The following is a 26,506-nucleotide window of genomic DNA, read 5'->3' on the forward strand; positions in this document are numbered from 1 at the left end:
TTATGGATATTTAGCCTTGAAGTAAAAGCCTCAGCGTGCAGAATCGACGGTGTGGAAAAGGTGTTAAATATCACAGACAACATTACGCTGAACCCTGCGGATAAAGGCTCCGCAGGAACGGTATTATGGTCTAAAACCTATACCGCACCTAACATCAAATATAGCTGTGATGAATCAACGCAAACGCAGTGGCACACTGCATACAGCCGAAATTATCTCTCTTCCTCGATAGATAAAGTCTATGCAACCGAAATTCCAGGCATTGGTATTCGGATGAAATGGCCAGCCAATACCGGAAACGCCTGGGTACCGGGTAACTCCGGCTCTCCTGTGACCTGTAGTCCGAGCTGTTCAATCGATAACAGCACGGTGCTACTGGAGTTTGTTCAGACCGGCACCATTAATCAGGGTGAAACCGAGATCCCTGCCGGTGAAATGGTTAACGTAAAAGTCAAACCTTTGCTCACGCCAGAGGATGAGCTTCGTATTCTTACTATCAATTTATCAGTACCGATTAAAGTGAATACGCGTTCATGCTCCATTTATCCCTCGTCGACAAACGTCAATTTAGGGACCTACAGTATTGCCTCATTCCAGAACACGCAAAATTACCAGGGCGATAAAAAAGACTTTTCTATTACCATCACTTGCCCGAAACAGGAACAGGTTGGCTTAACTATCTCTTCTATGATCGGGACAAAATTCGCAGAATCGAGCGGTATTCTGGGGGTGGAGACCGGCGAAGGCTACGCCCAAAACTTCGCGATTATGGTTTACGAAAAATCGAGCACATATGTTTCAACGCCCCTTATTCTTGAGAAACTCATTGTTTTCCCGGTTTCATCCCGAGTAACGAAAAACTATCAGGCTCAGATTTACGTTCCTACAGAAGTTAATCGCGCAAATTCATTAAGTGCTGGCAGGGTGGTCGGCGCAATTCAATACACCATGGCTATACAATAATTTTCAAGGAGAGATTCGTGCTTCAGCGTTTTTCAAAATATGCGCTTTTATTAGTGCCGCTCATTCCTGCGGCTCACGCTACGGCGGCACTTCCCGGCCAGCAAAATAAACAGGAACTGGATCGTCTCGAAAGACAAACCAGCCAGGCATTAATAGAAGAAGCCAAGCGGAACGAACGGTTAATCCAGCAACAAAAAAAATTGCATGAAGCCGGAGAAGAAACCCTGACCAGCAGCGACTCGAGCTGGCGATTTCAGATCAATCATATCGTTATTCTTGATGATGTCCTGTTTGACGGTTCGCCACTGCGTCAGGCGATTATCGATCGCTATGAGGGCAAAATGCTCGGCAGAACAGAAATATTTGAACTGGTTAAAGAGCTGACCGATTTTTATATTTCCCGCGGTTATGCCACAACGCTTATTGGTATTGAGCCAGGCAATATAAAAACGGGTACGCTCTCTCTACGGGTGCTGTGGGGGAAAATAAACAATCTTAAGGTTAACGGGCATGAACCGTCTCTCCGTGAACGCACGCGCCTGTTCACTGCCTACCCCTTTGCGAAAGACAAGATTCTGAACATGCAGGATATCGATCAGATGGTCGAAAACCTGCTGCGCGTTTATCCCAAAGACAATATTGATATTCAGCCGTCGATTGTAAACAGCTATTCCGATCTTAATCTGCTGCACAAGCCTGAGTTCCCCCTTTCCGTTGCCGCGGGCCTTAACAACTCTGGCATTAAGGCTGACGGCTGGCAGCAGTATTATGGCAGCGTAACCGCTAAAAACATTGCCGGTATCAATGATATTTTCAACGTATATTATTCATGGAATAACCTGAAAAATAACCAGGATAATCAGGATTCGTGGTCAACGAGTTACAGCATCCCGCTGGGTTACTGGTCATTCGACGCGCTTTATTACAAATCCAGCTACGATAAAACCCTTGCCGGCAATAACGCCAGCTACGCGTCTGACGGAGATTCAGACCGCGCTTCACTGCGTATCAGCCGCATGCTGGGCCGTAACGCCACGGGTAAAACCAGCTGGTGGGCAAAAGTCGAAAGACGTAACAGCGACAACAGCATTGAAAACCACCGTATAGACGTGAGCTCTAAAACCTATACCGCGATTTCGTCAGGCGCAACGTGGGTCGGCGCCCTGATGAACGGCTGGTTCTATGGCGATGTGGGCGTGACGGCGGCGGTTCCCTGGTTCGGTTCTGCCTGGAAAAACGATGCCGACCTCAAAGGATTTGACCTTGATTACGTCAAGTACAACGGCATTGCCAGCTGGACGCGTCCGCTTTTTCAGGCTGGCCGTCTGGGTGGCGTCTATGAACTCAACGCCGGGTTCCAGTACACCCCGCACGTCCTGGTCAGCGATGCAAAATTAACGCTGGGTGATGAATTCACTGTGCGCGGATTTAAGGACGATAGCCTGCTGGTTGATAGCGGCGGCTGGATCGCCAATACGCTGCAGTTTCCTTTTGATATTGGCATCGGCGGTATTTATCAGCTTATTCCCTATTTAGGTTATGACCTGGGCTTTGCCAAAGATAATTGCCCTAAAGGCGTCAACGTATGTGACAGCCAATTCATGATGGGTGGCTCGGTCGGAATTAAAGCTACCGGTAGCCATTTCTCAACATATGTCCTCGCGGGCTGGCCTATAAAAAAACCAGATTCACTGGAAGAGAATACCGTCGATAACACGGTCGTTTATTACAAGATGGAAGTAACTTTCTAATTTAAGGAATTTTTATGAGCAATAATAAAACTTCAAAAACGAAGCTAACCGCTGGGAATTTGCATAAACACCTTTGTCCCCTTTTTATTTCGATAGCGGGTATCCTCGCCGCTAATGCCGAAGCCGCGACGGTGCCGGATGCCAGCCAGAGCAAAGGGCCAACCATGGGCCAGGCGGCTAACGGCACGCCAGTCGTGAATATCACCGATCCGAATGCGAAAGGTGTTTCACTGAATAAATTTGACCAGTTTAACGTTGATAAAAATGGTCTGATCTTTAACAACAGCATGCAGGATGGCGTGTCTAAGATCGGGGGCTATACGGTTAAAAACGCCCAGCTTGAGCATGAAGCAAAAGCCATTATCAGTGAAGTGACGGGCGCCCAGGCCTCCTATATTAACGGCACGATGGAAGTCTTTGGCAGAAAAGCGGACGTGATCGTTGCCAACGAAAACGGCATTAGCGTTAACGGCGCCACCACCATTAATGCCAACAGCCTGACGCTGAGTACCGGTAAGGTACAGATGAAAGAGGACGGCAATTATAAGCTTGCGGTTGAGAAAGGTAACGTTTCTGTTACGGGACAAGGTATTTCTACCGAAGGGCTGACTTACTTCGACATCGTCAGCCGCAGCGCTCAACTGGAAGGTGAAATTGCGGGTCAGGCCGATATCAAGGTTGTTGCGGGCCAGAACGATTACGACCTCTCCAGCCGCGTGCATAGCGTTCGCAATGCGGGTGACGGACACGCACCGGATGTCGCGATTGATGGTCGGGCAATGGGGTCGATGTACGGCGGTAAAATTCAGCTTATCAGTACCGAGTCCGGCGCGGGCGTCCGTCACCAGGGCAGTATCATAGCCACGGATGATATTGAGATCAGCGCTAACGGCGACGTGACGCTGACGGGCATACGCAGCGACAAAAACGTCACCGTCAGCGGCAACAATATTGCCCTCAATAAAAACAGCAGCGGCGCCGGGAGCACCGAAGCGCAGAATAATATTATCCTGCATGCCCTCTCCGGCCTGACGGTGAATAACGACCTGATCTCCCGTACCGGTACCATCCGCATTGATGCGTCTACCCTGCTGCAAAACACGGCGGCGATCCTCACGCAAAACAGTGCGTCGACAGCGGTTCCCGCGATTCAGATTAATGTTGCCGGGCAGTACACCCTTTCCGGCAAACTCAAGGCGCTGGATGCTAACGGAGCCGTCATTTCCGGTGGCGTCGTTACGTTAAAAAATGGCGATTTTGTCGTCATTCAGAATGGCCAGCAGGTGCCATTCAGCACTCTCGTCTCCGACGCGGAGGTCGTCAGCAACAGTGGTGATATCAACATCACTGCGGGCAGCATGACCAACAATGAAGGCGTTATTCTCGCGAAGAGAGGAACACTTCAGTTCAACCTGACCGGCGCGTTTGAAAACAAGGGTTCCGTCAGCGCCACAGGGGATATCCGGATTGCATCAGGTTCGATGAAGAACAATGGCATTCTCTATGCCAGCAACGCCCAGACGCTGTCTGTCGGTCATCTTGACAATGCAGGCCGCCTCTACGCGGATAACAATCTGGTCATGACCGCCAGCGCCCTTAACAACAGTGGTCATATCGGTGCGGATAGCGGTGAGGTGCGCATTAACGTCAACGGTGATCTGTCAAACAGCGGTACCCTGAGCGGTAACGATGCGCTGATCTTTATTGATGCCGACGGTAATATCGTCAACGACGGCACCATTGCCAGCAACAAGCATGACGTGACGCTGACATCCGGCGGTGACACCCTCAGCAATACCGGACGTATTGCAGGGCGTAATGTCTCCGCCAGTACCCGTAAGGCCGGTGCAACCGTCAGTAACCGCGGCAGCGTCAGCGCGAGCGAGAAGTTGACCATCGCCACCGAGAATCTGAAAAACCAGGGCGGCACGCTGAGTGCGGGCACAGACATGCAGCTTGATGTCAAAAAAGCGCTGCTGAACAGTCAAAAAGGCAGCATTGTTGCCGGAAAGAATCTGACCCTAAATGGCGACGGCGCGCTGGCTGTAAACAATAACGATGGGCTGATCCAGGGCGAAAATGTCCATGCCAGCGGAATTTCCACCCTCGCAAACACGCATGACGCACTGATCGCGGCAAGAGAAAACCTCTCCGTTTCAGCAACATCGTTGCTTAACGACGCGTCAACGATTCAGGCCGGTAGCCTGACGCTCGATCGCGTTAGCGCCGTCGATAACCTGAACGCCGCCACGCTGTATGCCAGCAAGACGCTGCAACTGACCCATCTTAACACGCTCAATAACACCGGCAGCTTTGTGATTTCTGACGGCACGCTGTCATTGTCCGATGTGAACACCCTCAATAACACTGAAGGTGCAACCCTGTTCGGCGCAGAAAACACCACGCTGAGAAACGTAGGTACCCTGAATAACAGCGGCGCCTCGATGATTAAATCGGATGCCGCTCTCTCCATCGCGGGAGCAACCACGCTTAACAACAGCAGCGATGCGGTGATTGCCTCTGCTGGCGATCTGACTATCAGCGGCGTGAAGACGTTAAACAACCGCGCCGTTATGATCGGCAACGGGACCATTGCGATCGACGACGTTGACGACCTGAAAAACGAAGGAGTTGTTCAGGCGGGCCTGGATCTGATCATTCGCAACGTTAAAAACCTGACCAACAAAGGCGAAGACCATGTGTTGGTTGCGCTGCGTAATCTGACGATTGAAGACGTTGAGTCCCTCGTCAACAGCGACAGCGCGGTGATCTCCGCCAATATGAAAACGGTCCTGAACGCCATTGGCGTTGTGACAAACCGCACGGCGGGCATCATCCAGGCCGTTAATGGACCGCTGGAGATAGTTGCCGACACGCTGAGCAATCTCGGCAGCATCACCGCTGATGATGGACAGCAGTCAGTGTCCACTATCGTGGCGGGCGGCGACATCACGATTAACGCGCAAAACCTGGCCAACACCGAACAGGCGGTGATTGTGTCGACGCAAAGCGACTTGTCTCTTAACGTCGCTCACAATGTGATCAACTCTGACGCGGCAGTGATCTCTGGGGCAAATAACACCACCCTTAATGTGGCCGGAGGAACGATCACCAACGAAAGAAATGGTCTGATCGCCGGTAATAACGTCACGATCAACGCGTCGAAACTGAATAATCATGAATCTGGCGTAACAGTCGCCAGAAACGACATGAATCTCAACCTTGACACGCTAAATAACACCAGCGGCATCCTCGAAGCGGGTCATGATTTAATGCTCAGGGTGAAAGATTCCCTCACCCTGGATGACATGACCCGCAATATCCGCGCGGGTCATGATATGACGCTGAGCACCGAAGGCTCCCTGTTCAATAACACCATGATGGAAGTGATTGGCAACCTGACGCTGCAGGCAGACGGTAAATTTGTCAACAGCAAGTCTGTCGTGACGGGCGGGGATATGCACATCCATGCCGGTGGGATGACGAACAACAGTAACAGCCTGCTTTGGTCGCTGGGGCAGATGGATATTGATGTCCGCAATGGCACCTTTGTGAATGACTTTACGGGCAACATTCTGAGCATGGGCGACATGTCGCTCATCGCGAAAAGCCTGATTAACTACGCCGGGATCATTCGTTCCGAGCAAAATATTAATATTGATGCAGCCTATCTGGAAAACCAAAGTACCTATACGGGCGGCACGATTTCGCAAACCCAAACGCAGGACGCAGTGGGCCAGTGGTCCGGTGTAGATAACGTGATGACGCAGGTCAGCATCACCACGGTGCTGCACATTCCGGTATTGAGCTCCGATATCGCCATGGACAAACTTGGCGAAATCAGCGCGGGCAAAGATATCAATATCAACCAGCGCGATATCTTCGCGGACAAAGAGATCAAAAATACCGGCGGCCTGATCCAGGCGGGACGTGATATCACCATTACCGGTAATCTTCTGAACTCGCCAAAATATACGTCGGAATCGATGTATGATTATCTGCACCTCACGCTCAATGAACCGATCGTGCTGACCGACTTCTGGAAGGTGGCATCGGAGCACTACACGACGCTGACCTTCAGCTCGCTGTATCAATACCTCGATTTCGTCTTTGGCGACGGCGAGCCCGAGACCAAAAGCGGCAGCGAGGATCCGAACAGAGATCGTAGCTATAAATCCCTGATCGACGCCGCAAATACCTCAACCCAGCTCAGCTATGTCATGAGCAAAGTGTTTGGCGAAACGTGGAACGCGCAGGAGTACGGTACCCTGAGCGCAGCATGGCACAGTCTCAACGACGGTGATGCCAGCACTAACTCACTGAAGAAAAATATGATCTACTTTGTGCCGTCTGAAAAAGGCGAAATCACGGCGGGTCGTAACTTCACGCATAATGGCGGCACCCTGGATAACGGCCTGGCGAACGCGGGTACGATCAGAGAGAACGCCACTGTTCAGAATATCGACGTGGGTGACTACAGCGTAGATACGGTCATTGCGGGCTATGATGTTGCCGTCAATACCAAAACGCTGGAAGAGCTGGCCATGGGGATTAGCCCGCTGCCGACCATAAAGGATTTGGTCTCCCTGCCGGGGATGTTTGAAGTCACAGACGAATTCAAAAAAGCCTCCGCGGCGGCGAAAAACGGTACCGAATACAGCGGCCCGGCCAACCACATCATTCCAATTTTCGAAACGCGCCCGGAAATGATCGACCAGAGCAAGTACAGCGGCTCTGACTACTATTTCGACAAGGTGGATTACACCACCACCGAAACCGTTAACGTCATTGGGGATAACTACTTCATCTCCGAATTGATTCGTCGAGAGATCAGCCGCTCCGTGGGCAGCCTGTTTGCGATACGAGACGGTCTCGAAGGCGATGCGCTGGTGCAGAATCTGATGGATAACGCCGGAATTGCGGCGAAAAACAGCGATCTGAATCTGGTGGTGGGCCAGCCTCTGAGCGAAGAGCAGCGCAATGGACTGACCCAGGATATCGTCTGGTTCGTGAGCCAAAACATCAAAGGGACGGAAGTGCTGGTACCGGTAGTCTACCTTTGCCCTGAAACCCTTCGCCAGCTGGCTTCCGGTGATATCAGCAATGGCACAGCGTCCATCGCTGCCGGGAATAGCCTGTCTGTTGATGCCACCGCCATCAACAATGTGAACGGTACCCTCTCCTCCCGGGGTGACGTTACGCTGGTGGCCGAGGGTGATATCAAAAACATCAGTAACGCGACGAATGCCGGCATCTCTGCGGGTAATAACGTCTCAATGACGTCGGAAAAGGGCAGCATTGCCTCTAACGGTGCAGCAGTGAACGCCGGTGGCGACATTGACATGAAGGCTGAACAAGGCGACATCACTCTGACCGCGTCTGTCGGCCACGGCGAAGACGGCAAGCAGATGATTCATGCGCACGATGACGGCGTCACCGCTGGCGGCAGTATCAATATGCAGGCGAAAACTATCACCTCCAACGCGGCGGATATTACGGCAGGTCAGGACGTGACCATGAAGGCAAGCGAAGGTGACGTCACCTTCAACGACCTGCATCAGATTGATTCTACCCGTACCATCAATACCGAGATCACCGGTCTGTCCAGCTATACCACCACCGACACCAAAACGGTCAGCGGGGAAGCTATCGGCTCAACCGTTAAGGCTGGCGGTAACGTTCAGATTGATGCCAGCAAGAATGTGGTCATGGAAGGCGGCAGCATTAACGCCAACGGCGGCGCCATCAATGCGGCAGAAAACGTTGAGATTAAAACCTCTGAAAACGTGTCCGTTCAGGAACAAACCACGCAGTCTCGCCAGTTTATTGCTGATGCCTCTATCAGCGGCGGCGGTAAATCCGCCTCGGTGTCCTACGGCAAAAACGAGGGCACCACAAAAAATACCACTTCTGGCGACTACTCCAGCGCGGGCGGTAGCTCTGAAACCTCCGCGGTTGGCGACAAACCGGGCCGCGCGCCGATCACCGATACGGCAGGCTTCAGGGTGGGTATGGAAGACACGACCGATACCGTGTCGACCCAGAGCAAGCAGAACACCAACGCGTCCATTAATTTTGCCGATTCCGGTTCCGTGAATGCAGGAAAAACGGCGGATATTGGCGGCGCTGACCTTTCAGCCGGCGATAAGCTCAGCATTAACGCGCAGGATGTCGCCAGCACCAAATACGAGGATGAAACCAAAACCACCACCACCCACAAAGACCGCTTTGTCGGTATTTCAGGTGAGGCCCACAGTGCCGTAGCTGACGCGATCGACAAAACCGGTAATCTGATTGATAAATCGCAGAAAGGTCAGTCAATTAACGGCGGAACCACGACGGCGGAAGTGCTGGGCGATGTGTCCAACATCCTGTTGAACGATCTTGCTGGCGCCTCCGTCACTTTCGGCGGTAATACGACGAAAACGAAAGAAACGAGCACCGCAACGGCGGAGAACATCACCAATATCAATGCTAAAAACGTCAGCATTAATTCGACCAACGATACCACGCTCAACGGCGTGAACGTGAACTCGCAGAATACGGAGATCAATGCGGGTGGCGATGTGGACATCAACGCGGCGAAATCAACGACCTCTTACACCAGTGAAACCGACAAACACAAAGGCGGTATTACCGCAGGCGTAGGCGTGGATATTACCGGCATAAGCGGCGGCGTTTCGGTCGATTACAACGGCAGTACGGAGCACGGTTCCGGCGGCTCGACGTCGTACCAGAACAGTACCCTCACCGGCGAAAATGTGACGGTGAACGCGGGCGGTGATATGCACATGAAGGGCGCTAACATTGATGCTGCGAAGGCCGATGTGAATGTCGCGGGCGACATGACTGTCACCTCCGTGCAGGATACCGAGCACACCGAAAGCAGCCGCGGTAACTGGGGCGCCTCGGTGGGCATATCGGGCACGTCGACAGGCGTTATCCCTAACGTATCCGTAAACGGGGGCGGAGGCTCCGAGAGTTACGATTCGGCTAAAACAGCGAAGCAATCCGGTATCAATACCACGGGCGAACTGAATGTCAAAACCGGCGGCGACCTGAACATGACCGGGGCCAACCTGGTGTCTCAGGACGGCACGGGCTCGGTGAACGTTGCAGGCGATATCAATGCGAAAACGCTGGAAGACCACGTTGAGCAGGATGGTTTGTACGGCGGTGGCGGTATCGGCCTGAGCGTGAAGGACAAAAAGGCCGTCGTGCCGTCTGCGAACATCTACGTCGATACCGTGGATGAAATTCACTACAACGAAACGCAGAAATCCACCATCGCAGTGGGTGACACGACCAGCGCGGCGGTAAACGGTGAGCTCAACGCCGATAAAGAGGCAATGTCGACCGTGACGCGTGATGAGAAAGAAGCAGGAAATAACATCTCCTACACGCTCGCCGATCCGGGCATCCGCAAGAAGAAGAAAAACGGCGCTGACGCAGACAGCGATACGCCAGCGGTGCCGGATGACGGCCATACGGGCGGTGGCGGTTGTCCACACAAGTGTACGCCGACTAAGCCGGGCTCAGCGCAGCAGACCACGACAACGACGACGCGCACCACGTCCGATTCTCAGCACATGACGGTTGAGAAAACGACGGCGTCAACGACCTCCACGTCCGCCTCTTCGGTGGTGCATAAAGAGGCCGTCGCGTCTGAAACAGCACACAGTGAAGCCGTGCCGAAAGTCGTGCCGTCAGCGTCTCAGCCGTTGACGCCAAAAGCAAAACCAGAGGCCGCAACGGTTACGCCAGTGAAGAAATGGGCCGTACCGGAAACTCACTATCCGGTGCTTTCTCCGGGCTCCGCGACGGCTAAAACCGGTAAAGACATGCCGAAAACACCGGACCACAGGAAGTGGAATGGCGACATGACCAACGGCGTTGCGCCGTCCAGCAACACCAAAGGCGATGACGTCAAGCTCTCTCCGGGGTCGTCCACCGGTCAAACCGGGATGGATATGCCGAAAACGCCGGAGCACAAGCAGTGGAATGGCGACATGACCAATGGCGTTGCGCCGTCCAGCAACACCAAAGGCGATGACGTTAAGCTCTCTCCGGGATCGTCCACCGGTCAAACCGGGATGGATATGCCGAAAACGCCGGAACACAAGCAGTGGAACGGTGACATGAGCAAAGGTGCGATGAACGTGCGTCCCCAGTGGAAGGCGTTGCAAATCGATCGACCGATTAATATCTATGCCCCGGTGACCATCACCTTCACCGACCAGCAGTACAGCTAAAACAAAAGGGTCTGACTTTCGTCAGACCCTTTTTTTAACGCCCCATTCGTGCGTTATTCGTCTTCCAGGTACGTATAACCGTACAGACCCGCTTCAAACTCTTCCAGGAACTGCTGCTGCAGCGCATCGTCCAGCCCGGTGTTTTTCACCTGGTCGCGGAACTGCGTCAGCAGGGTTTTCGGATCGAGCTGAACGTATTCCAGCATGTCCGCCACGGTATCCCCTTCGTCAGACAGCTCAACTTCCACGCTGCCGTCAGGGAAGACAAACACGTCAACCGCCTCGGTATCACCGAACAGGTTGTGCATGTTGCCGAGGATCTCCTGATACGCGCCGACCATAAAGAAGCCCAGCATCGGCGGGTTCTCCGGATCGTACTCCGGCATTGGCATCGTCGTTGCGATACCGTCGCCATCAACGTAGTGGTCGATTGCGCCGTCAGAGTCACAGGTGATGTCCAGCAGCACCGCGCGACGTTCCGGGGCGTGGTTCAACCCTTCCAGCGGCAGAACCGGGAACAGCTGATCGATACCCCAGGCATCCGGCATCGACTGGAACAACGAAAAGTTGACGTAGATCTTATCCGCCATTCGCTCCTGCAGCTCGTCGATAATCGGACGATGCGCACGGTTGCTCGGGTCGAGCTGTTTCTGCACTTCATGGCACATGTTCAGATAGAGCTGCTCCGCCCACGCGCGCTCCTGCAGGCTGAAGGTGCCTGAGGAATACCCCACGTGGATGTCGTGCAGGTCCATCTGGCTGTCGTGCAGCCATTCGCGCAGGGAACGACGCGTGCCCGGCTCGTGCATCTCCTGCCAGGTTTCCCACATGCTCTGCAGGGAACGCGGCGCATCGTCTGCCGGCGGCGTCGCTTCGGTGGTTTCGCTGCGCTCAACGCCGATGATGTTTGAGACCAGCACCGTATGGTGCGCGGTGACCGCGCGACCGGATTCGGTGATCACCGTCGGGTGCGGCAGGCCGTTCTCTTCACAGGCATCGCCGATCGCCCAGATAATGTTGTTCGCGTATTCGTTCAGGCCGTAGTTCACGGAGCAGTCAGACTGCGAGCGGGTCCCTTCGTAGTCCACGCCCAGGCCGCCGCCCACGTCGAAGCACTGAATATTCACGCCAAGCTTGTGCAGCTCAACGTAGAAACGCGCTGACTCACGCACGCCGGTCGCGATATCGCGAATGTTGGCCATCTGCGAGCCGAGGTGGAAGTGCAGCAGCTGAATGCTGTCCAGACGCCCGCGCTCGCGCAGAATTTCTACCAGCTGCAGCACCTGGTTCGCCGCCAGGCCGAACTTGGATTTTTCGCCGCCGGAGGACTGCCATTTGCCGGAACCCTGTGACGCCAGACGCGCACGCACGCCAAGGCGTGGCACCACGTTCAGACGCTCGGCCTCTTCCAGCACGATGGCGATTTCAGTCATCTTCTCGATAACCAGATAGACCTTGTGGCCCATCTTCTCGCCAATCAGCGCCAGACGAATGTATTCACGGTCTTTATAGCCGTTACAGACGATCACTGAACGGGTCATGCCCGCATGGGCCAGAACCGCCATCAGCTCCGCTTTGGAGCCGGCTTCCAGACCCAGCGGCTCGCCGGAGTGGATCAGAGATTCGATCACGCGGCGGTGCTGGTTAACCTTGATGGGGTAAACCAGGAAGTAGTCGCCTTTATAGCCGTAGGATTCACGCGCGCGCTTGAACGCGGCGTTAATCGAACGCAGGCGATGTTGCAGGATCTGCGGGAAGCAGAACAGTGCAGGCAAACGCTGGCCCTGAGCTTCACGGGCTTTCACCAGTTTGGCGAGATCCACGCGCGCTTCAGGGACGTCCGGATCCGGGCAAACGCTGATGTGGCCCAGTTCGTTGACGTCGTAGTAGTTATTGCCCCACCAGGCAATATTGTAAGTGCGCAGCATCTTGCTGGCTTCCTCGGAGCTCATCGCAACCTCCTGCATAGAACGTAGTACACCCTGTTCGCCCGCTGACGAAGGCGAAAAAGAAGACATGTCGTCAGACATAGCGAACCTCAACTCTTTGTATTAAGTGTAAAACAGTTGACTACTATCGCAGCGTTATACGGCGATAACAACCCATAAACGGCTCCGTTTTCCAGCAGAGTATGCTGAAATCCAGACCGTGCGACCGGTTTCTTATTCATATCATTGTAAAACACGTATCCGAACTCTGTATGACAAGGTTCGGCGAAACCACGAGAAAACTCTTGTATTAACAAGAGCGCCCTTGTTCAGTTTTCACAAAGCGTGACCGGCCCTGGAATCCTGAGAAGCGCCGAGATGGGTATAACATCGGCAGGTTTGCAGACTAGAAATGCGGGTTGCGGGAATCAAATGCGCGCCAGAACGGCTGCGCTGAATTAGCGGAAAACGATGGTTCATTATCTCGTATCACCTCCACGGCCGCCTCTGCTGAAACGGACCCCAAGCCAAAGCTAAAAGTTCACTGCTTTACCCGGCTGGAAGTGGCGACACGATGAGTTCATCGAGCGCTTATTTTATATGAGCCGCGCGCCGCGTTTTATACCGAGAAGGGGGCTAAAAAGCAAAACAAAAATGCGCGTGTTGCCAGCACCGTCAGGAATTTTTGCCAGCAGCAATTTCAACTGAGTGAGAGATGAGTCAAAAAAAACTGGAAATCGGGTGAAGAAGTGACCTAAAATAGCCATCCAGATGTTAATCCATCTATACTGATTAACACTCATACTGCCAGTGTCAAAAACCTGCAGGCCTTGGTAGAATTATCTCCTTTGGCTATTCCACACAGCAGCTTGAGCTAACCAAATTCCTCTTAGGTGAAATAAAACATGGCAAAACACCTGTTTACGTCCGAGTCCGTATCAGAAGGACATCCTGATAAAATTGCTGACCAAATTTCCGATGCGGTGCTGGATGCGATCCTCGCGCAGGATCCAAAAGCGCGCGTCGCGTGTGAAACCTATGTCAAAACCGGCATGGTTCTGGTTGGCGGTGAGATCACCACCAGCGCATGGGTTGATATCGAAGAGATCACCCGTAACACGGTGCGTGAGATCGGTTATGTGCATTCTGATATGGGCTTTGATGCCAACTCCTGCGCGGTACTGAGCGCGATTGGCAAACAGTCTCCGGACATCAACCAGGGCGTTGACCGTGCCGATCCGCTGGAACAGGGCGCGGGCGACCAGGGCCTGATGTTCGGCTATGCAACCAACGAAACCGACGTGCTGATGCCAGCACCGGTCACCTACGCACACCGTCTGGTGCAGCGTCAGGCTGAAGTGCGTAAGAACGGCACCCTGCCGTGGTTGCGTCCGGATGCAAAAAGCCAGGTCACCTTCCAGTACGACGACGGTAAAATTGTCGGTATTGATGCGGTCGTTCTGTCCACCCAACATTCCGAAGAGATCGATCAGAAATCCCTGCAGGAAGCAGTGATGGAAGAGATCATCAAGCCGGTTCTGCCAACCGAATGGCTGAGCAGCGCCACCAAATTCTTCATCAACCCAACCGGACGCTTTGTTATCGGTGGCCCAATGGGTGACTGCGGCCTGACCGGTCGTAAAATCATCGTTGATACCTACGGCGGCATGGCGCGTCACGGTGGCGGTGCATTCTCCGGTAAAGATCCATCAAAAGTGGACCGTTCTGCAGCGTACGCGGCACGTTATGTGGCGAAAAACATCGTGGCTGCCGGCCTGGCTGACCGCTGTGAGATTCAGGTTTCCTATGCTATCGGCGTGGCTGAACCCACCTCCATCATGGTGGAAACCTTCGGTACTGAGAAAGTGCCTTCAGAACAGCTGACCCTGCTGGTGCGCGAGTTCTTCGACCTGCGTCCATACGGCCTGATTCAGATGCTGGATCTGCTGCACCCAATCTACAAAGAAACCGCTGCATACGGTCACTTTGGTCGCGAACATTTCCCATGGGAAAAAACCGACAAAGCCGCGCTGCTGCGTGAAGCTGCCGGTCTGAAGTAATCGACTGACATCGCTTTTAAAAGGCCAGCCTTCGGGCTGGCCTTTTTTTTGTCGGGTGGCGGCTACGCCTTACCCGACCTACGGGGTACGGAGTTTTTATAGACCGGGTAAGGCGCAGCCGCCACCCGGCTGAAAGGCGCACCGTTTGGAACCGATTACACCGCAGCGGATGTCTTCCGCTTTCAGAATATTCTCTTTGCGTGATCGCCTTTCTTCTGCTGTTACATTCCCTTTCAGTTAAGTCTGAAATGTGTCCTTTCGCGATGCGCATCACCTCATTTACCTCTATATTTTCAAAGCCTTAATTTTATTTACGGTTACACACGAGTGTAACCGATTACACCAATGTGATTAATCTCACATATTTTTACGGGTCGCTCACCTACCCTTAACATCAATAAAACTGATAACCCAACTGGAGGGCATAATGCCTGACAATAAAAAACAGGGGCGTACGTCCAACAAGGCGATGACATTCTTCGTCTGTTTCCTCGCCGCCCTGGCAGGATTACTTTTTGGCCTGGATATCGGCGTGATTGCCGGTGCATTACCTTTCATCACTGACGAGTTCCAGATCAGCGCTCACACCCAGGAGTGGGTGGTGAGCTCCATGATGTTTGGCGCGGCCGTCGGGGCCGTCGGCAGCGGCTGGCTCTCCTTCAAGCTCGGACGTAAAAAGAGCCTGATGATCGGCGCGATCCTGTTCGTTGCCGGCTCACTCTTCTCTGCCGCAGCGCCTAACGTTGAGGTCCTGCTGGTTTCCCGCGTGCTGCTCGGTCTGGCCGTGGGCGTGGCGTCCTATACCGCCCCGCTTTACCTGTCTGAAATCGCGCCGGAGAAAATCCGCGGCAGTATGATTTCGATGTACCAGCTGATGATCACCATCGGTATCCTGGGCGCGTACCTTTCCGATACGGCGTTTAGCTACAGCGGCGCATGGCGCTGGATGCTCGGCGTGATCATCATCCCTGCAGTTCTGCTGCTGATTGGCGTTTTCTTCCTGCCGGACAGCCCGCGCTGGTTTGCTGCAAAACGTCGCTTCCACGATGCCGAACGCGTGCTGATGCGCCTGCGCGATACCAGCGCAGAAGCGAAAAACGAGCTGGAAGAGATCCGCGAAAGCCTGAAGGTCAAACAGTCCGGCTGGGCGCTGTTTAAAGAGAACAGCAACTTCCGTCGCGCCGTTTTCCTCGGCGTACTGCTGCAGGTGATGCAGCAGTTCACGGGGATGAACGTCATCATGTACTACGCGCCAAAAATCTTTGAGCTGGCGGGTTATACCAACACCACCGAGCAGATGTGGGGGACCGTCATCGTGGGTCTGACCAATGTGCTGGCGACCTTTATCGCCATCGGTCTGGTGGACCGCTGGGGACGTAAGCCAACCCTGACGCTGGGCTTCCTGGTGATGGCGGCCGGTATGGGCGTCCTCGGTACCATGATGCATGTGGGCATTCACTCCCCAACCGCCCAGTACTTTGCGGTAGGCATGCTGCTGATGTTTATCGTCGGGTTTGCGATGAGCGCCGGTCCGCTGATCTGGGTGCTGTGCTCTGAGATCCAGCCGCTGAAAGGGCGTGATTTTGGTATCACCTGCTCTACCGCAACCAACTGGATTGCGAACATGATCGTCGGCGCAACGTTCCTGACCATGCTCAATACCCTGGGCAATGCCAACACCTTCTGGGTCTACGCCGGTCTGAACATCTTCTTTATTGTGCTGACCATCTGGCTGGTTCCAGAAACCAAACACGTGTCTCTGGAACATATTGAACGTAACCTGATGAAAGGTCGTCCTCTGCGCGAAATCGGCGCCCACGACTGATCCTCTTACGGGAGGCGCCTCTTGCGCCTCCCCGCTTCGCGCTTTATGCTCTGCCCCTATGAAAGCACCCCGTCTCCCCATCGCCATTCAGCAGGCCGTTATGCGCAGCCTGCGGGAAAAACTCGCCCAGGCGAACCTGAAGCTCGGTCGCAACTACCCTGAACCCAAACTCGTCTACCAGCAGCGTGGTACCTCGGCGGGCACCGCCTGGCTTGAGTCGTATGAGATCCGCCTTAACCCGGTGCTGATGATAGAAAACCAGCAGGCGTTTATCGATGAGGTGGTACCGCACGAGCTGGCGCATCTGCTGGTGTGGAAACATTTTGGCCGCGTCGCGCCGCATGGAAAAGAGTGGAAGTGGATGATGGAGGAGGTGCTCGGCGTTCCGGCCCGCCGCACGCATCAGTTCGAGCTGGAATCGGTACGCCGCAATACCTTCCCCTACCGCTGTCAGTGCCAGCAGCACCAGCTTACCGTCCGTCGCCATAATCGCGTGGTGCGCGGCGAGGCGACCTACCGCTGCGTCAAATGCGGCGAGCCGCTGGTGGCGGAATAATTATCTGAACTTTTAGGAACTTTCCTGATCTGACTGATTGCATACAGGAACAACATTCGTTACGTTGCGGGCTCGTTTTGACACGGAGTGTAAGATGTCCCGTAATTTTTCTCTTGCGGTCGCCTTTTTGACGACAGCGCTCTCAGGCCACGCCCTGGCCGACGGTATCAACAGTTTCTCTCAGGCCAAAGCGGCCGGTGTTAAGGTCAACGCCGACGTGCCGGGCGATTTCTACTGCGGCTGTAAAATTAACTGGCAGGGTAAAAAAGGGGTCGTTGACCTTGAATCCTGCGGCTACAAGGTGCGTAAAAACGAAAACCGCGCCAGCCGTATTGAATGGGAACATGTCGTTCCGGCATGGCAGTTTGGCCACCAGCGCCAGTGCTGGCAGGAAGGCGGACGTAAAAACTGCGCCAAAGATCCGGTTTACCGCCAGATGGAAAGCGACATGCATAACCTACAGCCCGCGGTGGGCGAAGTGAACGGCGATCGCGGCAACTTCATGTACAGCCAGTGGAACGGTGGCGAAGGCCAGTACGGCCAGTGCGGTATGAAGATTGATTTTAAAGAGAAAGTCGCCGAGCCCCCTGCCCGCGCGCGCGGCAGCATTGCCCGCACCTATTTCTATATGCGTGACCGTTACGATCTCAACCTGTCCCGCCAGCAGACGCAGCTGTTCAACGCCTGGGACAAGCAGTACCCGGTGACGGAGTGGGAATGCCAGCGCGACGAACGTATCGCCAGAGTCCAGGGGAATCACAACCCTTACGTCCAGCGGGCTTGCCAGGCGCAAAAGAGCTAACCTACACTAGCGGCAATTCGCTTACATCGTATGAGACACGGAATTTCTGACTATGCGCATTCCCCGCATTTACCATCCTGAACTGATTACCGCAGGCCGCGAAATCGCCCTGTCTGATGACGCCGCCAACCACGTTGGCCGCGTGCTGCGCATGGGCGCCGGTCAGGCAATACAGTTGTTCGACGGCTCGAACCAGGTTTTCGACGCCGAAATTACGCGGGCAGATAAAAAAAGCGTACACGTGAACGTCCTGCGCGGTGAAGTGGATGACCGGGAATCACCGCTGCACATCCATCTGGGCCAGGTGATGTCGCGCGGCGAGAAAATGGAGTTCACGATCCAGAAATCCATTGAACTGGGTGTAAGCCTCATTACGCCACTTTTTTCTGAGCGCTGTGGCGTTAAACTGGATGCGGAACGTCTGAACAAAAAGATCCAGCAGTGGCAGAAAATTGCCATCGCGGCTTGCGAACAGAGTGGCCGCAACCGGATTCCGGAGATCCGCCCGGCGATGGACCTGGAGGAGTGGTGTGCTGAAGAGGACAGTGGGCTGAAGCTCAATCTTCATCCGCGCGCCAGCGCCAGCATCAATACGCTGCCGCTGCCCGTTGAGCGCGTTCGCTTGCTGATTGGCCCCGAAGGCGGCCTGTCGGCGGACGAAATTGCGATGACGGCACGTTACCAGTTTACTGATATTCTGTTGGGACCACGCGTTCTGCGCACTGAGACAACGGCACTCACGGCCATTACCGCGCTACAGGTACGGTTTGGCGATCTGGGTTGACGCATTATTGGAGAGAAAGATGATCAAGCTCGGCATCGTGATGGACCCCATCGCAAACATCAACATCAAGAAAGATTCCAGCTTCGCCATGCTGCTGGAAGCGCAGCGTCGCGGCTATGAACTCCACTATATGGAGATGAACGATCTTTACCTGATCAACGGCGAAGCCCGCGCCCGCACCCGCATCGTTAACGTCGAGCAGAACTACGACAAATGGTATGAGTTCGGCACCGAGCAGGACATTGCGCTGGCCGATCTCAACGTCATTCTGATGCGTAAAGATCCGCCGTTCGACACCGAGTACATCTACTGCACCTATATTCTCGAACGTGCCGAAGAGAAGGGAACGCTGATCGTCAACAAGCCGCAGAGCCTGCGCGACTGTAACGAGAAGCTCTATACCGCCTGGTTCTCTGACCTGACGCCGGAAACCCTGGTGACCCGCAGCAAAACGCAGCTGAAGGAATTCTGGCAGAAGCACGGCGACATCATCATGAAGCCGCTGGACGGCATGGGCGGCGCGTCGATTTTCCGCGTGAAGGAAAGCGATCCGAACATTGGCGTGATTGCCGAAACGCTGACCGAACTGGGGACGCGTTACTGCATGGCGCAGAACTATATTCCGGCGATCAAAGACGGCGACAAACGCGTTCTGGTGGTGGATGGCGAACCGGTCCCTTACTGCCTGGCGCGTATCCCGCAGGGTGGCGAAACCCGTGGTAACCTGGCGGCCGGTGGCCGTGGTGAGCCGCGTCCGTTGACCGAAAGCGACTGGGAAATTGCCCGCCGCGTTGGCCCTACGCTGAAAGCCAAAGGCCTGATCTTCGTCGGTCTGGATATCATCGGCGATCGTCTGACCGAAGTGAACGTCACCAGCCCGACCTGCATTCGTGAAATTGAGGCGGAATTCCCTGTCTCAATCACCGGCATGCTGATGGACGCTATCGAAAAACGTTTACAAAAATAACCTAACAATACTATTAGTGACAGCGCCTGAGTTTGTCCCCATACTGGGCGCTGTCGCTTTTTAAACCAGGAAACAGTACCTCTGACAATGAATTTACAGCATCACTTTCTTATTGCCATGCCTGCTCTCCAGGACCCGATTTTTCGCCGCGCCGTGGTTTATATTTGTGAATACAATGAAGACGGCGCGATGGGTATTATCATTAATAAACCGCTGGAAAATCTTCAGGTTGAAGGGATTCTGGACAAGCTGAAAATCCCGGCTGAAGCGCGACTGCCGGAAATCCGGCTTGATAAGCCCGTGATGCTGGGTGGACCTCTCGCAGAAGATCGCGGTTTTATCCTGCATACGCCGCCGGTATTCTCTTCCAGCATTCGCATCTCCGACAACACCGTTATCACGACCTCGCGTGACGTGCTCGAAACGCTGGGCACCGCAGAGCAGCCTTCTGAAGTGCTGGTGGCGCTGGGCTATTCGTCGTGGGAGAAAGGCCAGCTTGAGCAGGAGATCCTCGATAACGCCTGGCTCACCGCGCCTGCGGACATGAATATCCTGTTTAAAACGCCGATAGCCGATCGCTGGCGCGACGCGGCGAAACTGATTGGAATTGATATTCTGACCATGCCTGGCGTAGCGGGGCACGCCTGATGAGCGGAACGCTTCTGGCCTTCGATTTTGGTACCAAAAGCATCGGCGTCGCCGTGGGGCAGCGCATCACCGGTACCGCGCGCCCGCTTACGGCCCTGAAGGCCAACGACGGTACGCCGGACTGGAACCTCATTGAGCGCCTGCTCAAGGAGTGGCAGCCGGATGACGTGATTGTAGGGCTGCCGCTGAACATGGACGGTACCGAACAGCCGCTGACCGCCCGGGCGCGTAAGTTTGCCAATAAAATCCATGGCCGCTTTGGCGTCTCCGTGAAGCTGCACGACGAGCGTCTGAGCACCGTCGAAGCGCGCGCGGGTCTGTTTGAGCACGGTGGCTTCCGGGCGCTGAACAAAGGCAGCGTCGACTCCGCTTCTGCCGTCATCATCCTCGAAAGCTATTTCGAGCAGGGCTTTTAAGCACAGGGGCCTACAGCCGCCCCTGCGCCCGTCTCTCCGCCAGGCTCTGGTCAAAGTTCTGCATGCCTGCCTGCTGACCAGTTTGAATGATGCCGGGCAGCTGCCACGTTTTTCCTTCACGTATCAGATTCGCCGCCGCCGCGGTATTCACCAGCAGCTCATACAGCGCGACGCGCCCGCCCTGAAGATCGGGAAGCAGTTTCTGCGCCAGCACCGCACGCAGGCTGCCGGCCAGCTGGTTACGCACCGGATCTTTCTCCTGCGCCGGGAACGTATCGACCAGCCGCTCAATCGCCTGCGATGCCCCGCGCGTATGCAGGGTCGCCAGCACCAGATGCCCGGTCTCTGCTGCCGTTAGCGCCAGACGGATCGTTTCGCTGTCGCGCAGCTCCCCGAGCAAAATCACGTCAGGATCCTGGCGTAAGGCGCTGCGCAGCGCGTCGGCAAATGACGGGCTGTGCTGACCGATCTCCCGCTGCTGGATCAGGCAACGCTCGCTCTGGTAGATAAATTCCACCGGATCTTCGAGCGTGAGGATATGGCCGTCAGTATGGTGGTTGAGAAAATCGACCATCGCCGCCAGCGTCGTGGATTTACCGCTGCCGGTCGCCCCCGTCACCAGAATCAACCCGGATTCATTGGTTAACAGTTCCGGGATGGCCCTCGGCGCACCCAGTGAAGCGAGCTGCGGACAGGTACGCGGCAACAGCCGCAGCGTCACAGAGACACCGCGCATCTGCTTAAAGGCACTGCCGCGCAGGCGCTGGCCTCCCGCCACCGTCGCGGCAAAATCCACCTGCCCGCTGGCCCACCATATCCCCTGCTGCTCATCGTTGAGCCACGCTTTTAACAACGCCCCGACGTCGGGAGGAGGAAACGGTGCCGGTTCAAGGCGGCCCGTTCTGCGCCAGCGGGGTGGCGAATCACTGCACAGGTGTAGATCGGAGACGTTATGCTTTACACTAAGGGCCACAATTTCTTCCACATCCATAGACTACTCCTCGGAAAATGAACGACATTGCGCATAACCTGGCACAGGTCCGGGACAAAATCTCAGCCGCCGCAGCGCGTTGCGGCCGGGCTTCAGAAGAAATTACGCTGCTTGCAGTCAGTAAAACCAAGCCTGCGAGCGCCATCGCAGAAGCCATTGACGCAGGCCAACGGGCGTTTGGTGAAAACTACGTGCAGGAAGGCGTGGATAAAATTCGCTACTTCCAGGAACAGGGGAAGACGGATCTGCAGTGGCACTTTATTGGCCCACTGCAGTCGAACAAAAGCCGTCTGGTGGCAGAGCACTTCGACTGGTGTCACACCATTGATCGCCTGCGTATTGCGACGCGTCTGAACGACCAGCGTCCGGCAGAGATGCCAGCGCTTAACGTGCTGATTCAGGTCAACATCAGTGACGAAAACAGCAAGTCCGGCATTGCACTGAGCGAGCTGGATGCGCTGGCAGCCGAAGTGGCCGAACTGCCGCGCTTAACCCTGCGTGGTTTGATGGCAATCCCGGCGCCTGAGTCAAGTTATGAAAGGCAGTTTGCCGTGGCACAGCAAATGGCTGTAGCATTTGAGGCGCTTAAAGCGCGCTATCACACGGTAGACACGCTTTCTCTGGGCATGTCGGATGATATGGAAGCCGCCATTGCGGCAGGCAGCACGATGGTGCGCATCGGCACGGCAATTTTCGGTGCGCGCGATTACTCAAAATAATAAGGAAACCTGAGGAACGCCATGAAGACGTTGACTTTCCTGCTCTCAACGGTCATTGAGCTGTACACGATGGCGCTTTTGCTGCGCGTCTGGATGCAGTGGGCCCGCTGTGATTTTTACAATCCGTTCTCGCAGTTTGTCGTGAAAATCACGCAACCTGTTGTCGGACCGCTGCGCCGTATTATCCCGGCCATGGGTCCCATCGACAGCTCGTCTCTGCTGGTGGCGTTTATTCTGAGCGTTATCAAAGCGATCGTGCTGTTTATGGTCATCACCTTCCAGCCGATTATCTGGATTGCCGCCGTTCTGATTCTGATCAAAACCGTCGGCCTGCTGATTTTCTGGGTGCTGCTGGTTATGGCGATCATGAGCTGGGTCAGCCAGGGCCGTAGCCCGGTAGAGTATGCCTTGATTCAGTTGGCCGAGCCGCTGCTGCGTCCAATCCGTAACCTGCTTCCGTCTATGGGCGGCATCGATTTTTCGCCGATGATCCTGGTTCTGCTGCTCTATGTGATCAACATGGGGATCGCTGAACTGCTGCAGTCCACGGGCGATATGCTGCTGCCGGGGCTGTGGATGGCGCTATGAGTGCAGTAAGCACCTGCGCTGACGGGCTGGTTTTACGGCTATATATTCAGCCGAAAGCCAGCCGTGACAATATTGTTGGACTGCATGGCGACGAGTTAAAAGTCGCCATCACTGCCCCGCCGGTTGACGGCCAGGCGAACGCGCATCTGACCAAATATCTGGCAAAACAGTTTCGCGTCGCCAAAAGCCAGGTCATCATTGAAAAAGGCGAACTGGGGCGACATAAACAGGTAAAAATCCTTAATCCGCAATCTATCCCGACGGAAGTCGCGGCTCTGACAGAACAGGACTAAACCATGCAGAAAGTTGTTCTCGCGACCGGCAACGCCGGTAAAGTGCGCGAGCTGGCCTCGCTATTAAATGATTTTGGTTTGGACGTGGTCGCCCAGACCGATCTTGGCGTGGATTCCGCCGAAGAGACGGGGCTGACGTTTATCGAAAACGCGATCCTCAAAGCCCGCCATGCCGCGCAGATTACGGGCCTGCCCGCGATTGCCGACGACTCCGGCCTGGCCGTAGACGCCCTTGACGGCGCGCCGGGGATCTACTCCGCGCGCTATTCCGGCGTTGACGCTACCGACCAGCAGAATCTGGAAAAGCTGCTTGTCGCCCTGAAAGACGTCCCGGACGAGCAGCGCACCGCGCAGTTCCACTGCGTGCTGGTCTATCTGCGTCACGCGGAGGACCCGACGCCGATCGTCTGCCACGGCAGCTGGCCAGGCGTGATTACCCGTGAAGCGGCTGGCAACGGCGGCTTTGGTTACGACCCGATTTTCTTTGTCCCTTCCGAGGGCAAAACCGCTGCGGAACTGACCCGCGAAGAGAAAAGCGCGATTTCCCACCGTGGACGCGCGCTGAAACTGTTACTGGAAGCACTGCGTAATGGCTAATTTGCCACCTCTGAGTCTTTATATTCACATCCCGTGGTGCGTGCAGAAATGCCCGTACTGCGATTTCAACTCGCACGCGCTGAAGGGCGAAGTGCCGCACGATGACTACGTTGCGCATCTGCTGGCCGACCTGGACGCCGATGTACCTTACGCACAGGGACGTGAAGTTAAGACCATTTTCATTGGTGGCGGTACGCCGAGCCTGCTGTCAGGCCCGGCGATGCAAACGCTGCTGGACGGCGTGCGTGCGCGCCTGAACCTGGCAGCGGATGCTGAAATTACGATGGAAGCCAACCCCGGCACCGTTGAGGCCGACCGTTTTGTCGACTATCAGCGCGCGGGCGTGAACCGCATCTCCATCGGCGTGCAGAGCTTTAGCGAGCCGAAACTGAAGCGCCTGGGGCGTATTCACGGCCCGGAAGAGGCGAAGCGCGCGGCAAACCTGGCGACCGGTCTTAATCTTCGCAGCTTTAACCTCGATTTGATGCACGGTCTGCCGGATCAGTCTCTGGACGAGGCGCTGGACGACCTGCGTCAGGCAATCGAACTGAACCCGCCGCACCTGTCGTGGTACCAGCTCACCATCGAGCCCAACACCCTGTTTGGCTCGCGTCCGCCGGTGCTGCCGGATGACGACGCGCTATGGGATATCTTCGAGCAGGGTCACAGGCTTTTAACCGCTGCGGGCTATCAGCAGTACGAAACGTCGGCGTATGCGAAGCCGGGCTACCAGTGTCAGCACAACCTGAACTACTGGCGTTTTGGCGACTATCTCGGGATTGGCTGCGGCGCGCACGGTAAGGTGACTTTCCCGGACGGGCGCATTCTGCGCACCGCCAAAACCCGTCACCCGCGCGGGTATATGGAAGGCCGCTACCTGGAGCGTCAGCACGACGTCGAGGCGGCGGATAAACCGTTTGAGTTCTTTATGAACCGCTTCCGCCTGCTGGAAGCCGCGCCGCGCGCGGAGTTTGCGCTGTTTACCGGGCTGCCGGAATCGGTGATTCGCCCGCAGATCGACGAGGCGCTGGCCCAGGGATATCTCACGGAATGTGATGATTACTGGCAGATCACCGAGCACGGCAAACTGTTCCTCAATTCCCTTCTTGAGCTGTTCCTCGCCGAAGATTCCTGAAGGCTGATTCAGGATTTTGCATCCCGTTCTGCCGGCTGAGGGAAAGGCTGGCAGAGTGTGGGGATGGAAATTACGCGTTCATATGCAAAACAGCTCAGACGCGAGCTGACAACGGAAGAAAGGCGGCTTTGGTATCTACTGCGCAGCCGCCGTTTCGAAAATTATAAATTTCGCCGACAGCATCCGGTAGGAAACTACATACTGGATTTCGCCTGCTGCGAAGCACGTCTGGCAGTTGAGCTGGATGGCGGACAGCATGATGAAAATCAGGAATACGATCGTCAAAGGACGTTGTGGTTAAACCAAAAGGGCTGGCACGTTATTCGATTCTGGAACAACGAACTTTGGAATAATGAAGAGGCTGTGTTGGAAAAGATCCTTGAGACACTGCAAATGCTGCAACCCTCACCCCGGCCCTCTCCCTGAAAGGGAGAGGGAGCAAATCATCCCCTCGCCCCTTTGGGGAGAGGGTTAGGGTGAGGGCCCAGCGCGCAGAGCTCTTACTTCAGCGTCCCCACCAGCGCCTTCCGGCTGTCTTCCAGCGACACCACGCGTTTACACACGTCTTTGCCGAACTGCTGGAAATCATCTTCCTGGTTTTTCCACTCGTTCTGAATGGAGGTTTGCAGGCCGCCCAGACTGCCCAGCACGCCCTGCAGCGGGTTACCGCCGCCTTTCAGCACCGCTTTGGCGCCCATCTCGTTAATGCTGTCCTGCAGGATGCCGCCCATCGCCTGGTTCACCAGCTGCTGCCCGTCGGCACGGACCTGATCAATCGCCTTGTAGTGGAACGTCAGGCCGTCGGAGCGCGTCTCGATAATCCGGTTCATCTGTTCTTTAAGCTGCTTGTCCAGCTTCGTCAGGCGGGTGCGCATGTTGCTGCTCTCCCCCACCTCTTTGGTGATGATCTTATCCAGCGCCACGCGGCTCTTTTCGACGCGCGTCAGGGCACCTTCATTAATCCACGGCAGCGCGGTACGCAATTCGGACTGGTAGTCTTTCGCCTGCTCGCGCTGTGCGGCAGTCAGGTTGTACTGCTTGCCGTTATAGGTGACGTTCCCTTCTGGCGTAATCACCAGATTGCCGTTCTCGCCTTTGACCTGCACGGTTTGCGGGCTTAACACCACGTCATCACGCGGGGTGACGCTACATTGATAATCCGCATGGGCGGTGAATCCGGTTGCCATTAAAGCAACAGCCAGCAACGTTTTGCGCATCTTAAACACTCCCT

The 26,506-nt window shown here is 55.1% G+C and carries 23 protein-coding genes; 17 read left to right on the plus strand and 6 right to left on the minus strand.

Annotated features, from left to right (window positions below):
* Nucleotides 1–51 precede the first annotated feature (51 nt).
* The 3 genes from LJA86_RS13130 to LJA86_RS13140 are packed head-to-tail and all read left to right on the plus strand — an operon-like array spanning nucleotide 52 to nucleotide 10,966.
* A complete protein-coding gene (locus LJA86_RS13130) occupies nucleotides 52–963 on the plus strand; it encodes a fimbrial protein (RefSeq protein ID WP_229226286.1) in 912 nt (303 codons plus the stop codon).
* A gap of 17 nt (nucleotides 964–980) precedes the next feature.
* Nucleotides 981–2,714 (plus strand): ShlB/FhaC/HecB family hemolysin secretion/activation protein, encoded by a 1,734-nt coding sequence (locus LJA86_RS13135; RefSeq protein ID WP_229226287.1) that lies wholly within the window; start codon nucleotides 981–983, stop codon nucleotides 2,712–2,714.
* 14 nt (nucleotides 2,715–2,728) lie between these two features.
* Nucleotides 2,729–10,966, plus strand: a complete 8,238-nt coding sequence (locus tag LJA86_RS13140) for a hemagglutinin repeat-containing protein (protein ID WP_229226288.1) — start codon at nucleotides 2,729–2,731, stop codon at nucleotides 10,964–10,966.
* A 53-nt stretch (nucleotides 10,967–11,019) separates the two neighbouring features.
* On the opposite strand, the gene speA is transcribed toward LJA86_RS13140, so the two are convergent.
* The 4 genes from speA to LJA86_RS13155 all read right to left on the minus strand — a co-directional run bounded on the left by speA (nucleotide 11,020) and on the right by LJA86_RS13155 (nucleotide 13,661).
* Nucleotides 11,020–12,996 carry a biosynthetic arginine decarboxylase gene (speA, locus tag LJA86_RS13145; RefSeq protein ID WP_008499744.1) on the minus strand — a complete coding sequence of 659 codons (1,977 nt, stop codon included), beginning with the start codon at nucleotides 12,994–12,996 and terminating at the stop codon, nucleotides 11,020–11,022.
* A gap of 8 nt (nucleotides 12,997–13,004) precedes the next feature.
* Nucleotides 13,005–13,136 carry an acid stress response protein YqgB gene (gene yqgB, locus LJA86_RS13150; RefSeq protein ID WP_145974608.1) on the minus strand — a complete coding sequence of 44 codons (132 nt, stop codon included), beginning with the start codon at nucleotides 13,134–13,136 and terminating at the stop codon, nucleotides 13,005–13,007.
* A gap of 94 nt (nucleotides 13,137–13,230) precedes the next feature.
* Complete coding sequence (locus tag LJA86_RS22290) at nucleotides 13,231–13,374, minus strand: hypothetical protein (RefSeq protein ID WP_418250466.1); 144 nt, start codon at nucleotides 13,372–13,374, stop codon at nucleotides 13,231–13,233.
* Nucleotides 13,375–13,490: 116 nt separating this feature from the next.
* Complete coding sequence (locus LJA86_RS13155; RefSeq protein WP_045335271.1) at nucleotides 13,491–13,661, minus strand: hypothetical protein; 171 nt, start codon at nucleotides 13,659–13,661, stop codon at nucleotides 13,491–13,493.
* A 138-nt stretch (nucleotides 13,662–13,799) separates the two neighbouring features.
* On the opposite strand from LJA86_RS13155, the gene metK reads away from it, so the two are divergent.
* The 8 genes from metK to ruvX all read left to right on the plus strand — a co-directional run bounded on the left by metK (nucleotide 13,800) and on the right by ruvX (nucleotide 20,952).
* Nucleotides 13,800–14,954 carry a methionine adenosyltransferase gene (gene metK, locus LJA86_RS13160; RefSeq protein WP_014885184.1) on the plus strand — a complete coding sequence of 385 codons (1,155 nt, stop codon included), beginning with the start codon at nucleotides 13,800–13,802 and terminating at the stop codon, nucleotides 14,952–14,954.
* 427 nt (nucleotides 14,955–15,381) lie between these two features.
* Entirely contained in the window at nucleotides 15,382–16,779 is a 1,398-nt protein-coding gene (galP, locus tag LJA86_RS13165; protein ID WP_008499747.1) for a galactose/proton symporter, read from the plus strand.
* Between the two features lie 58 nt (nucleotides 16,780–16,837).
* Complete coding sequence (locus LJA86_RS13170; protein WP_229226289.1) at nucleotides 16,838–17,335, plus strand: SprT family zinc-dependent metalloprotease; 498 nt, start codon at nucleotides 16,838–16,840, stop codon at nucleotides 17,333–17,335.
* Nucleotides 17,336–17,429: 94 nt separating this feature from the next.
* Nucleotides 17,430–18,137, plus strand: a complete 708-nt coding sequence (endA, locus tag LJA86_RS13175) for a deoxyribonuclease I (protein WP_045909929.1) — start codon at nucleotides 17,430–17,432, stop codon at nucleotides 18,135–18,137.
* A gap of 52 nt (nucleotides 18,138–18,189) precedes the next feature.
* Nucleotides 18,190–18,921, plus strand: a complete 732-nt coding sequence (rsmE, locus tag LJA86_RS13180; protein WP_021242075.1) for a 16S rRNA (uracil(1498)-N(3))-methyltransferase — start codon at nucleotides 18,190–18,192, stop codon at nucleotides 18,919–18,921.
* A 19-nt stretch (nucleotides 18,922–18,940) separates the two neighbouring features.
* Entirely contained in the window at nucleotides 18,941–19,888 is a 948-nt protein-coding gene (gene gshB / locus LJA86_RS13185) for a glutathione synthase (protein ID WP_032675473.1), read from the plus strand.
* 87 nt (nucleotides 19,889–19,975) lie between these two features.
* Entirely contained in the window at nucleotides 19,976–20,536 is a 561-nt protein-coding gene (locus LJA86_RS13190) for a YqgE/AlgH family protein (protein WP_008499752.1), read from the plus strand.
* Nucleotides 20,536–20,952 (plus strand): Holliday junction resolvase RuvX, encoded by a 417-nt coding sequence (ruvX, locus tag LJA86_RS13195; RefSeq protein ID WP_021242076.1) that lies wholly within the window; start codon nucleotides 20,536–20,538, stop codon nucleotides 20,950–20,952. The genes LJA86_RS13190 and ruvX overlap by 1 nt, the downstream gene beginning before the upstream one ends.
* A gap of 10 nt (nucleotides 20,953–20,962) precedes the next feature.
* On the opposite strand, the gene LJA86_RS13200 is transcribed toward ruvX, so the two are convergent.
* Nucleotides 20,963–21,943, minus strand: coding sequence for a type IV pilus twitching motility protein PilT (locus tag LJA86_RS13200; RefSeq protein ID WP_126534038.1), 981 nt, complete (start codon nucleotides 21,941–21,943; stop codon nucleotides 20,963–20,965).
* 17 nt (nucleotides 21,944–21,960) lie between these two features.
* Here LJA86_RS13200 and LJA86_RS13205 point away from each other — a divergent pair, with 17 nt between their 5' ends.
* The 6 genes from LJA86_RS13205 to LJA86_RS13230 all read left to right on the plus strand — a co-directional run bounded on the left by LJA86_RS13205 (nucleotide 21,961) and on the right by LJA86_RS13230 (nucleotide 25,701).
* On the plus strand, nucleotides 21,961–22,662 hold the full coding sequence (locus tag LJA86_RS13205; RefSeq protein ID WP_045909932.1) for a YggS family pyridoxal phosphate-dependent enzyme: 702 nt from the start codon (nucleotides 21,961–21,963) through the stop codon (nucleotides 22,660–22,662).
* A 21-nt stretch (nucleotides 22,663–22,683) separates the two neighbouring features.
* Nucleotides 22,684–23,250, plus strand: coding sequence for a YggT family protein (locus LJA86_RS13210; RefSeq protein WP_063622418.1), 567 nt, complete (start codon nucleotides 22,684–22,686; stop codon nucleotides 23,248–23,250).
* A complete protein-coding gene (gene yggU / locus LJA86_RS13215; protein WP_045909934.1) occupies nucleotides 23,247–23,543 on the plus strand; it encodes a DUF167 family protein YggU in 297 nt (98 codons plus the stop codon). The genes LJA86_RS13210 and yggU overlap by 4 nt, the downstream gene beginning before the upstream one ends.
* A gap of 3 nt (nucleotides 23,544–23,546) precedes the next feature.
* Nucleotides 23,547–24,140: an XTP/dITP diphosphatase gene (locus LJA86_RS13220; RefSeq protein WP_048224813.1), complete on the plus strand. Its 594-nt coding sequence runs from the start codon at nucleotides 23,547–23,549 to the stop codon at nucleotides 24,138–24,140.
* Nucleotides 24,133–25,275, plus strand: a complete 1,143-nt coding sequence (gene hemW, locus LJA86_RS13225; protein ID WP_229226290.1) for a radical SAM family heme chaperone HemW — start codon at nucleotides 24,133–24,135, stop codon at nucleotides 25,273–25,275. Before LJA86_RS13220 ends, hemW begins: the two co-directional genes overlap by 8 nt.
* A gap of 63 nt (nucleotides 25,276–25,338) precedes the next feature.
* Entirely contained in the window at nucleotides 25,339–25,701 is a 363-nt protein-coding gene (locus tag LJA86_RS13230) for an endonuclease domain-containing protein (protein ID WP_048029070.1), read from the plus strand.
* Nucleotides 25,702–25,775: 74 nt separating this feature from the next.
* Here the strand turns inward: LJA86_RS13230 and LJA86_RS13235 are convergent, their stop codons facing one another.
* The gene (locus LJA86_RS13235) at nucleotides 25,776–26,492 is read right to left on the minus strand and encodes a DUF2884 domain-containing protein (protein WP_008499762.1); all 717 of its coding nucleotides are present in this window, start codon (nucleotides 26,490–26,492) and stop codon (nucleotides 25,776–25,778) included.
* Nucleotides 26,493–26,506: the final 14 nt, after the last annotated feature.

The organism is Enterobacter sp. TCD1-1 (assembly GCF_020567405.1).
Lineage (GTDB): Bacteria > Pseudomonadota > Gammaproteobacteria > Enterobacterales > Enterobacteriaceae > Enterobacter > Enterobacter quasiroggenkampii.

Excerpts from the sequence above, each read along its gene's own strand:
- LJA86_RS13140 (WP_229226288.1), top strand. The coding sequence starts at position 2,729 with ATGAGCAATAATAAAACTTCAAAAACGAAGCTAACCGCTGGGAATTTG.
- speA (WP_008499744.1), bottom strand. The coding sequence starts at position 12,996 with ATGTCTGACGACATGTCTTCTTTTTCGCCTTCGTCAGCGGGCGAACAG.
- yqgB (WP_145974608.1), bottom strand. The coding sequence starts at position 13,136 with ATGAATAAGAAACCGGTCGCACGGTCTGGATTTCAGCATACTCTGCTG.
- LJA86_RS22290 (WP_418250466.1), bottom strand. The coding sequence starts at position 13,374 with ATGAACCATCGTTTTCCGCTAATTCAGCGCAGCCGTTCTGGCGCGCAT.
- LJA86_RS13155 (WP_045335271.1), bottom strand. The coding sequence starts at position 13,661 with ATGGCTATTTTAGGTCACTTCTTCACCCGATTTCCAGTTTTTTTTGAC.
- metK (WP_014885184.1), top strand. The coding sequence starts at position 13,800 with ATGGCAAAACACCTGTTTACGTCCGAGTCCGTATCAGAAGGACATCCT.
- galP (WP_008499747.1), top strand. The coding sequence starts at position 15,382 with ATGCCTGACAATAAAAAACAGGGGCGTACGTCCAACAAGGCGATGACA.
- LJA86_RS13170 (WP_229226289.1), top strand. The coding sequence starts at position 16,838 with ATGAAAGCACCCCGTCTCCCCATCGCCATTCAGCAGGCCGTTATGCGC.
- endA (WP_045909929.1), top strand. The coding sequence starts at position 17,430 with ATGTCCCGTAATTTTTCTCTTGCGGTCGCCTTTTTGACGACAGCGCTC.
- rsmE (WP_021242075.1), top strand. The coding sequence starts at position 18,190 with ATGCGCATTCCCCGCATTTACCATCCTGAACTGATTACCGCAGGCCGC.
- gshB (WP_032675473.1), top strand. The coding sequence starts at position 18,941 with ATGATCAAGCTCGGCATCGTGATGGACCCCATCGCAAACATCAACATC.
- LJA86_RS13190 (WP_008499752.1), top strand. The coding sequence starts at position 19,976 with ATGAATTTACAGCATCACTTTCTTATTGCCATGCCTGCTCTCCAGGAC.
- ruvX (WP_021242076.1), top strand. The coding sequence starts at position 20,536 with ATGAGCGGAACGCTTCTGGCCTTCGATTTTGGTACCAAAAGCATCGGC.
- LJA86_RS13200 (WP_126534038.1), bottom strand. The coding sequence starts at position 21,943 with ATGGATGTGGAAGAAATTGTGGCCCTTAGTGTAAAGCATAACGTCTCC.
- LJA86_RS13205 (WP_045909932.1), top strand. The coding sequence starts at position 21,961 with ATGAACGACATTGCGCATAACCTGGCACAGGTCCGGGACAAAATCTCA.
- LJA86_RS13210 (WP_063622418.1), top strand. The coding sequence starts at position 22,684 with ATGAAGACGTTGACTTTCCTGCTCTCAACGGTCATTGAGCTGTACACG.
- yggU (WP_045909934.1), top strand. The coding sequence starts at position 23,247 with ATGAGTGCAGTAAGCACCTGCGCTGACGGGCTGGTTTTACGGCTATAT.
- LJA86_RS13220 (WP_048224813.1), top strand. The coding sequence starts at position 23,547 with ATGCAGAAAGTTGTTCTCGCGACCGGCAACGCCGGTAAAGTGCGCGAG.
- hemW (WP_229226290.1), top strand. The coding sequence starts at position 24,133 with ATGGCTAATTTGCCACCTCTGAGTCTTTATATTCACATCCCGTGGTGC.
- LJA86_RS13230 (WP_048029070.1), top strand. The coding sequence starts at position 25,339 with ATGGAAATTACGCGTTCATATGCAAAACAGCTCAGACGCGAGCTGACA.
- LJA86_RS13235 (WP_008499762.1), bottom strand. The coding sequence starts at position 26,492 with ATGCGCAAAACGTTGCTGGCTGTTGCTTTAATGGCAACCGGATTCACC.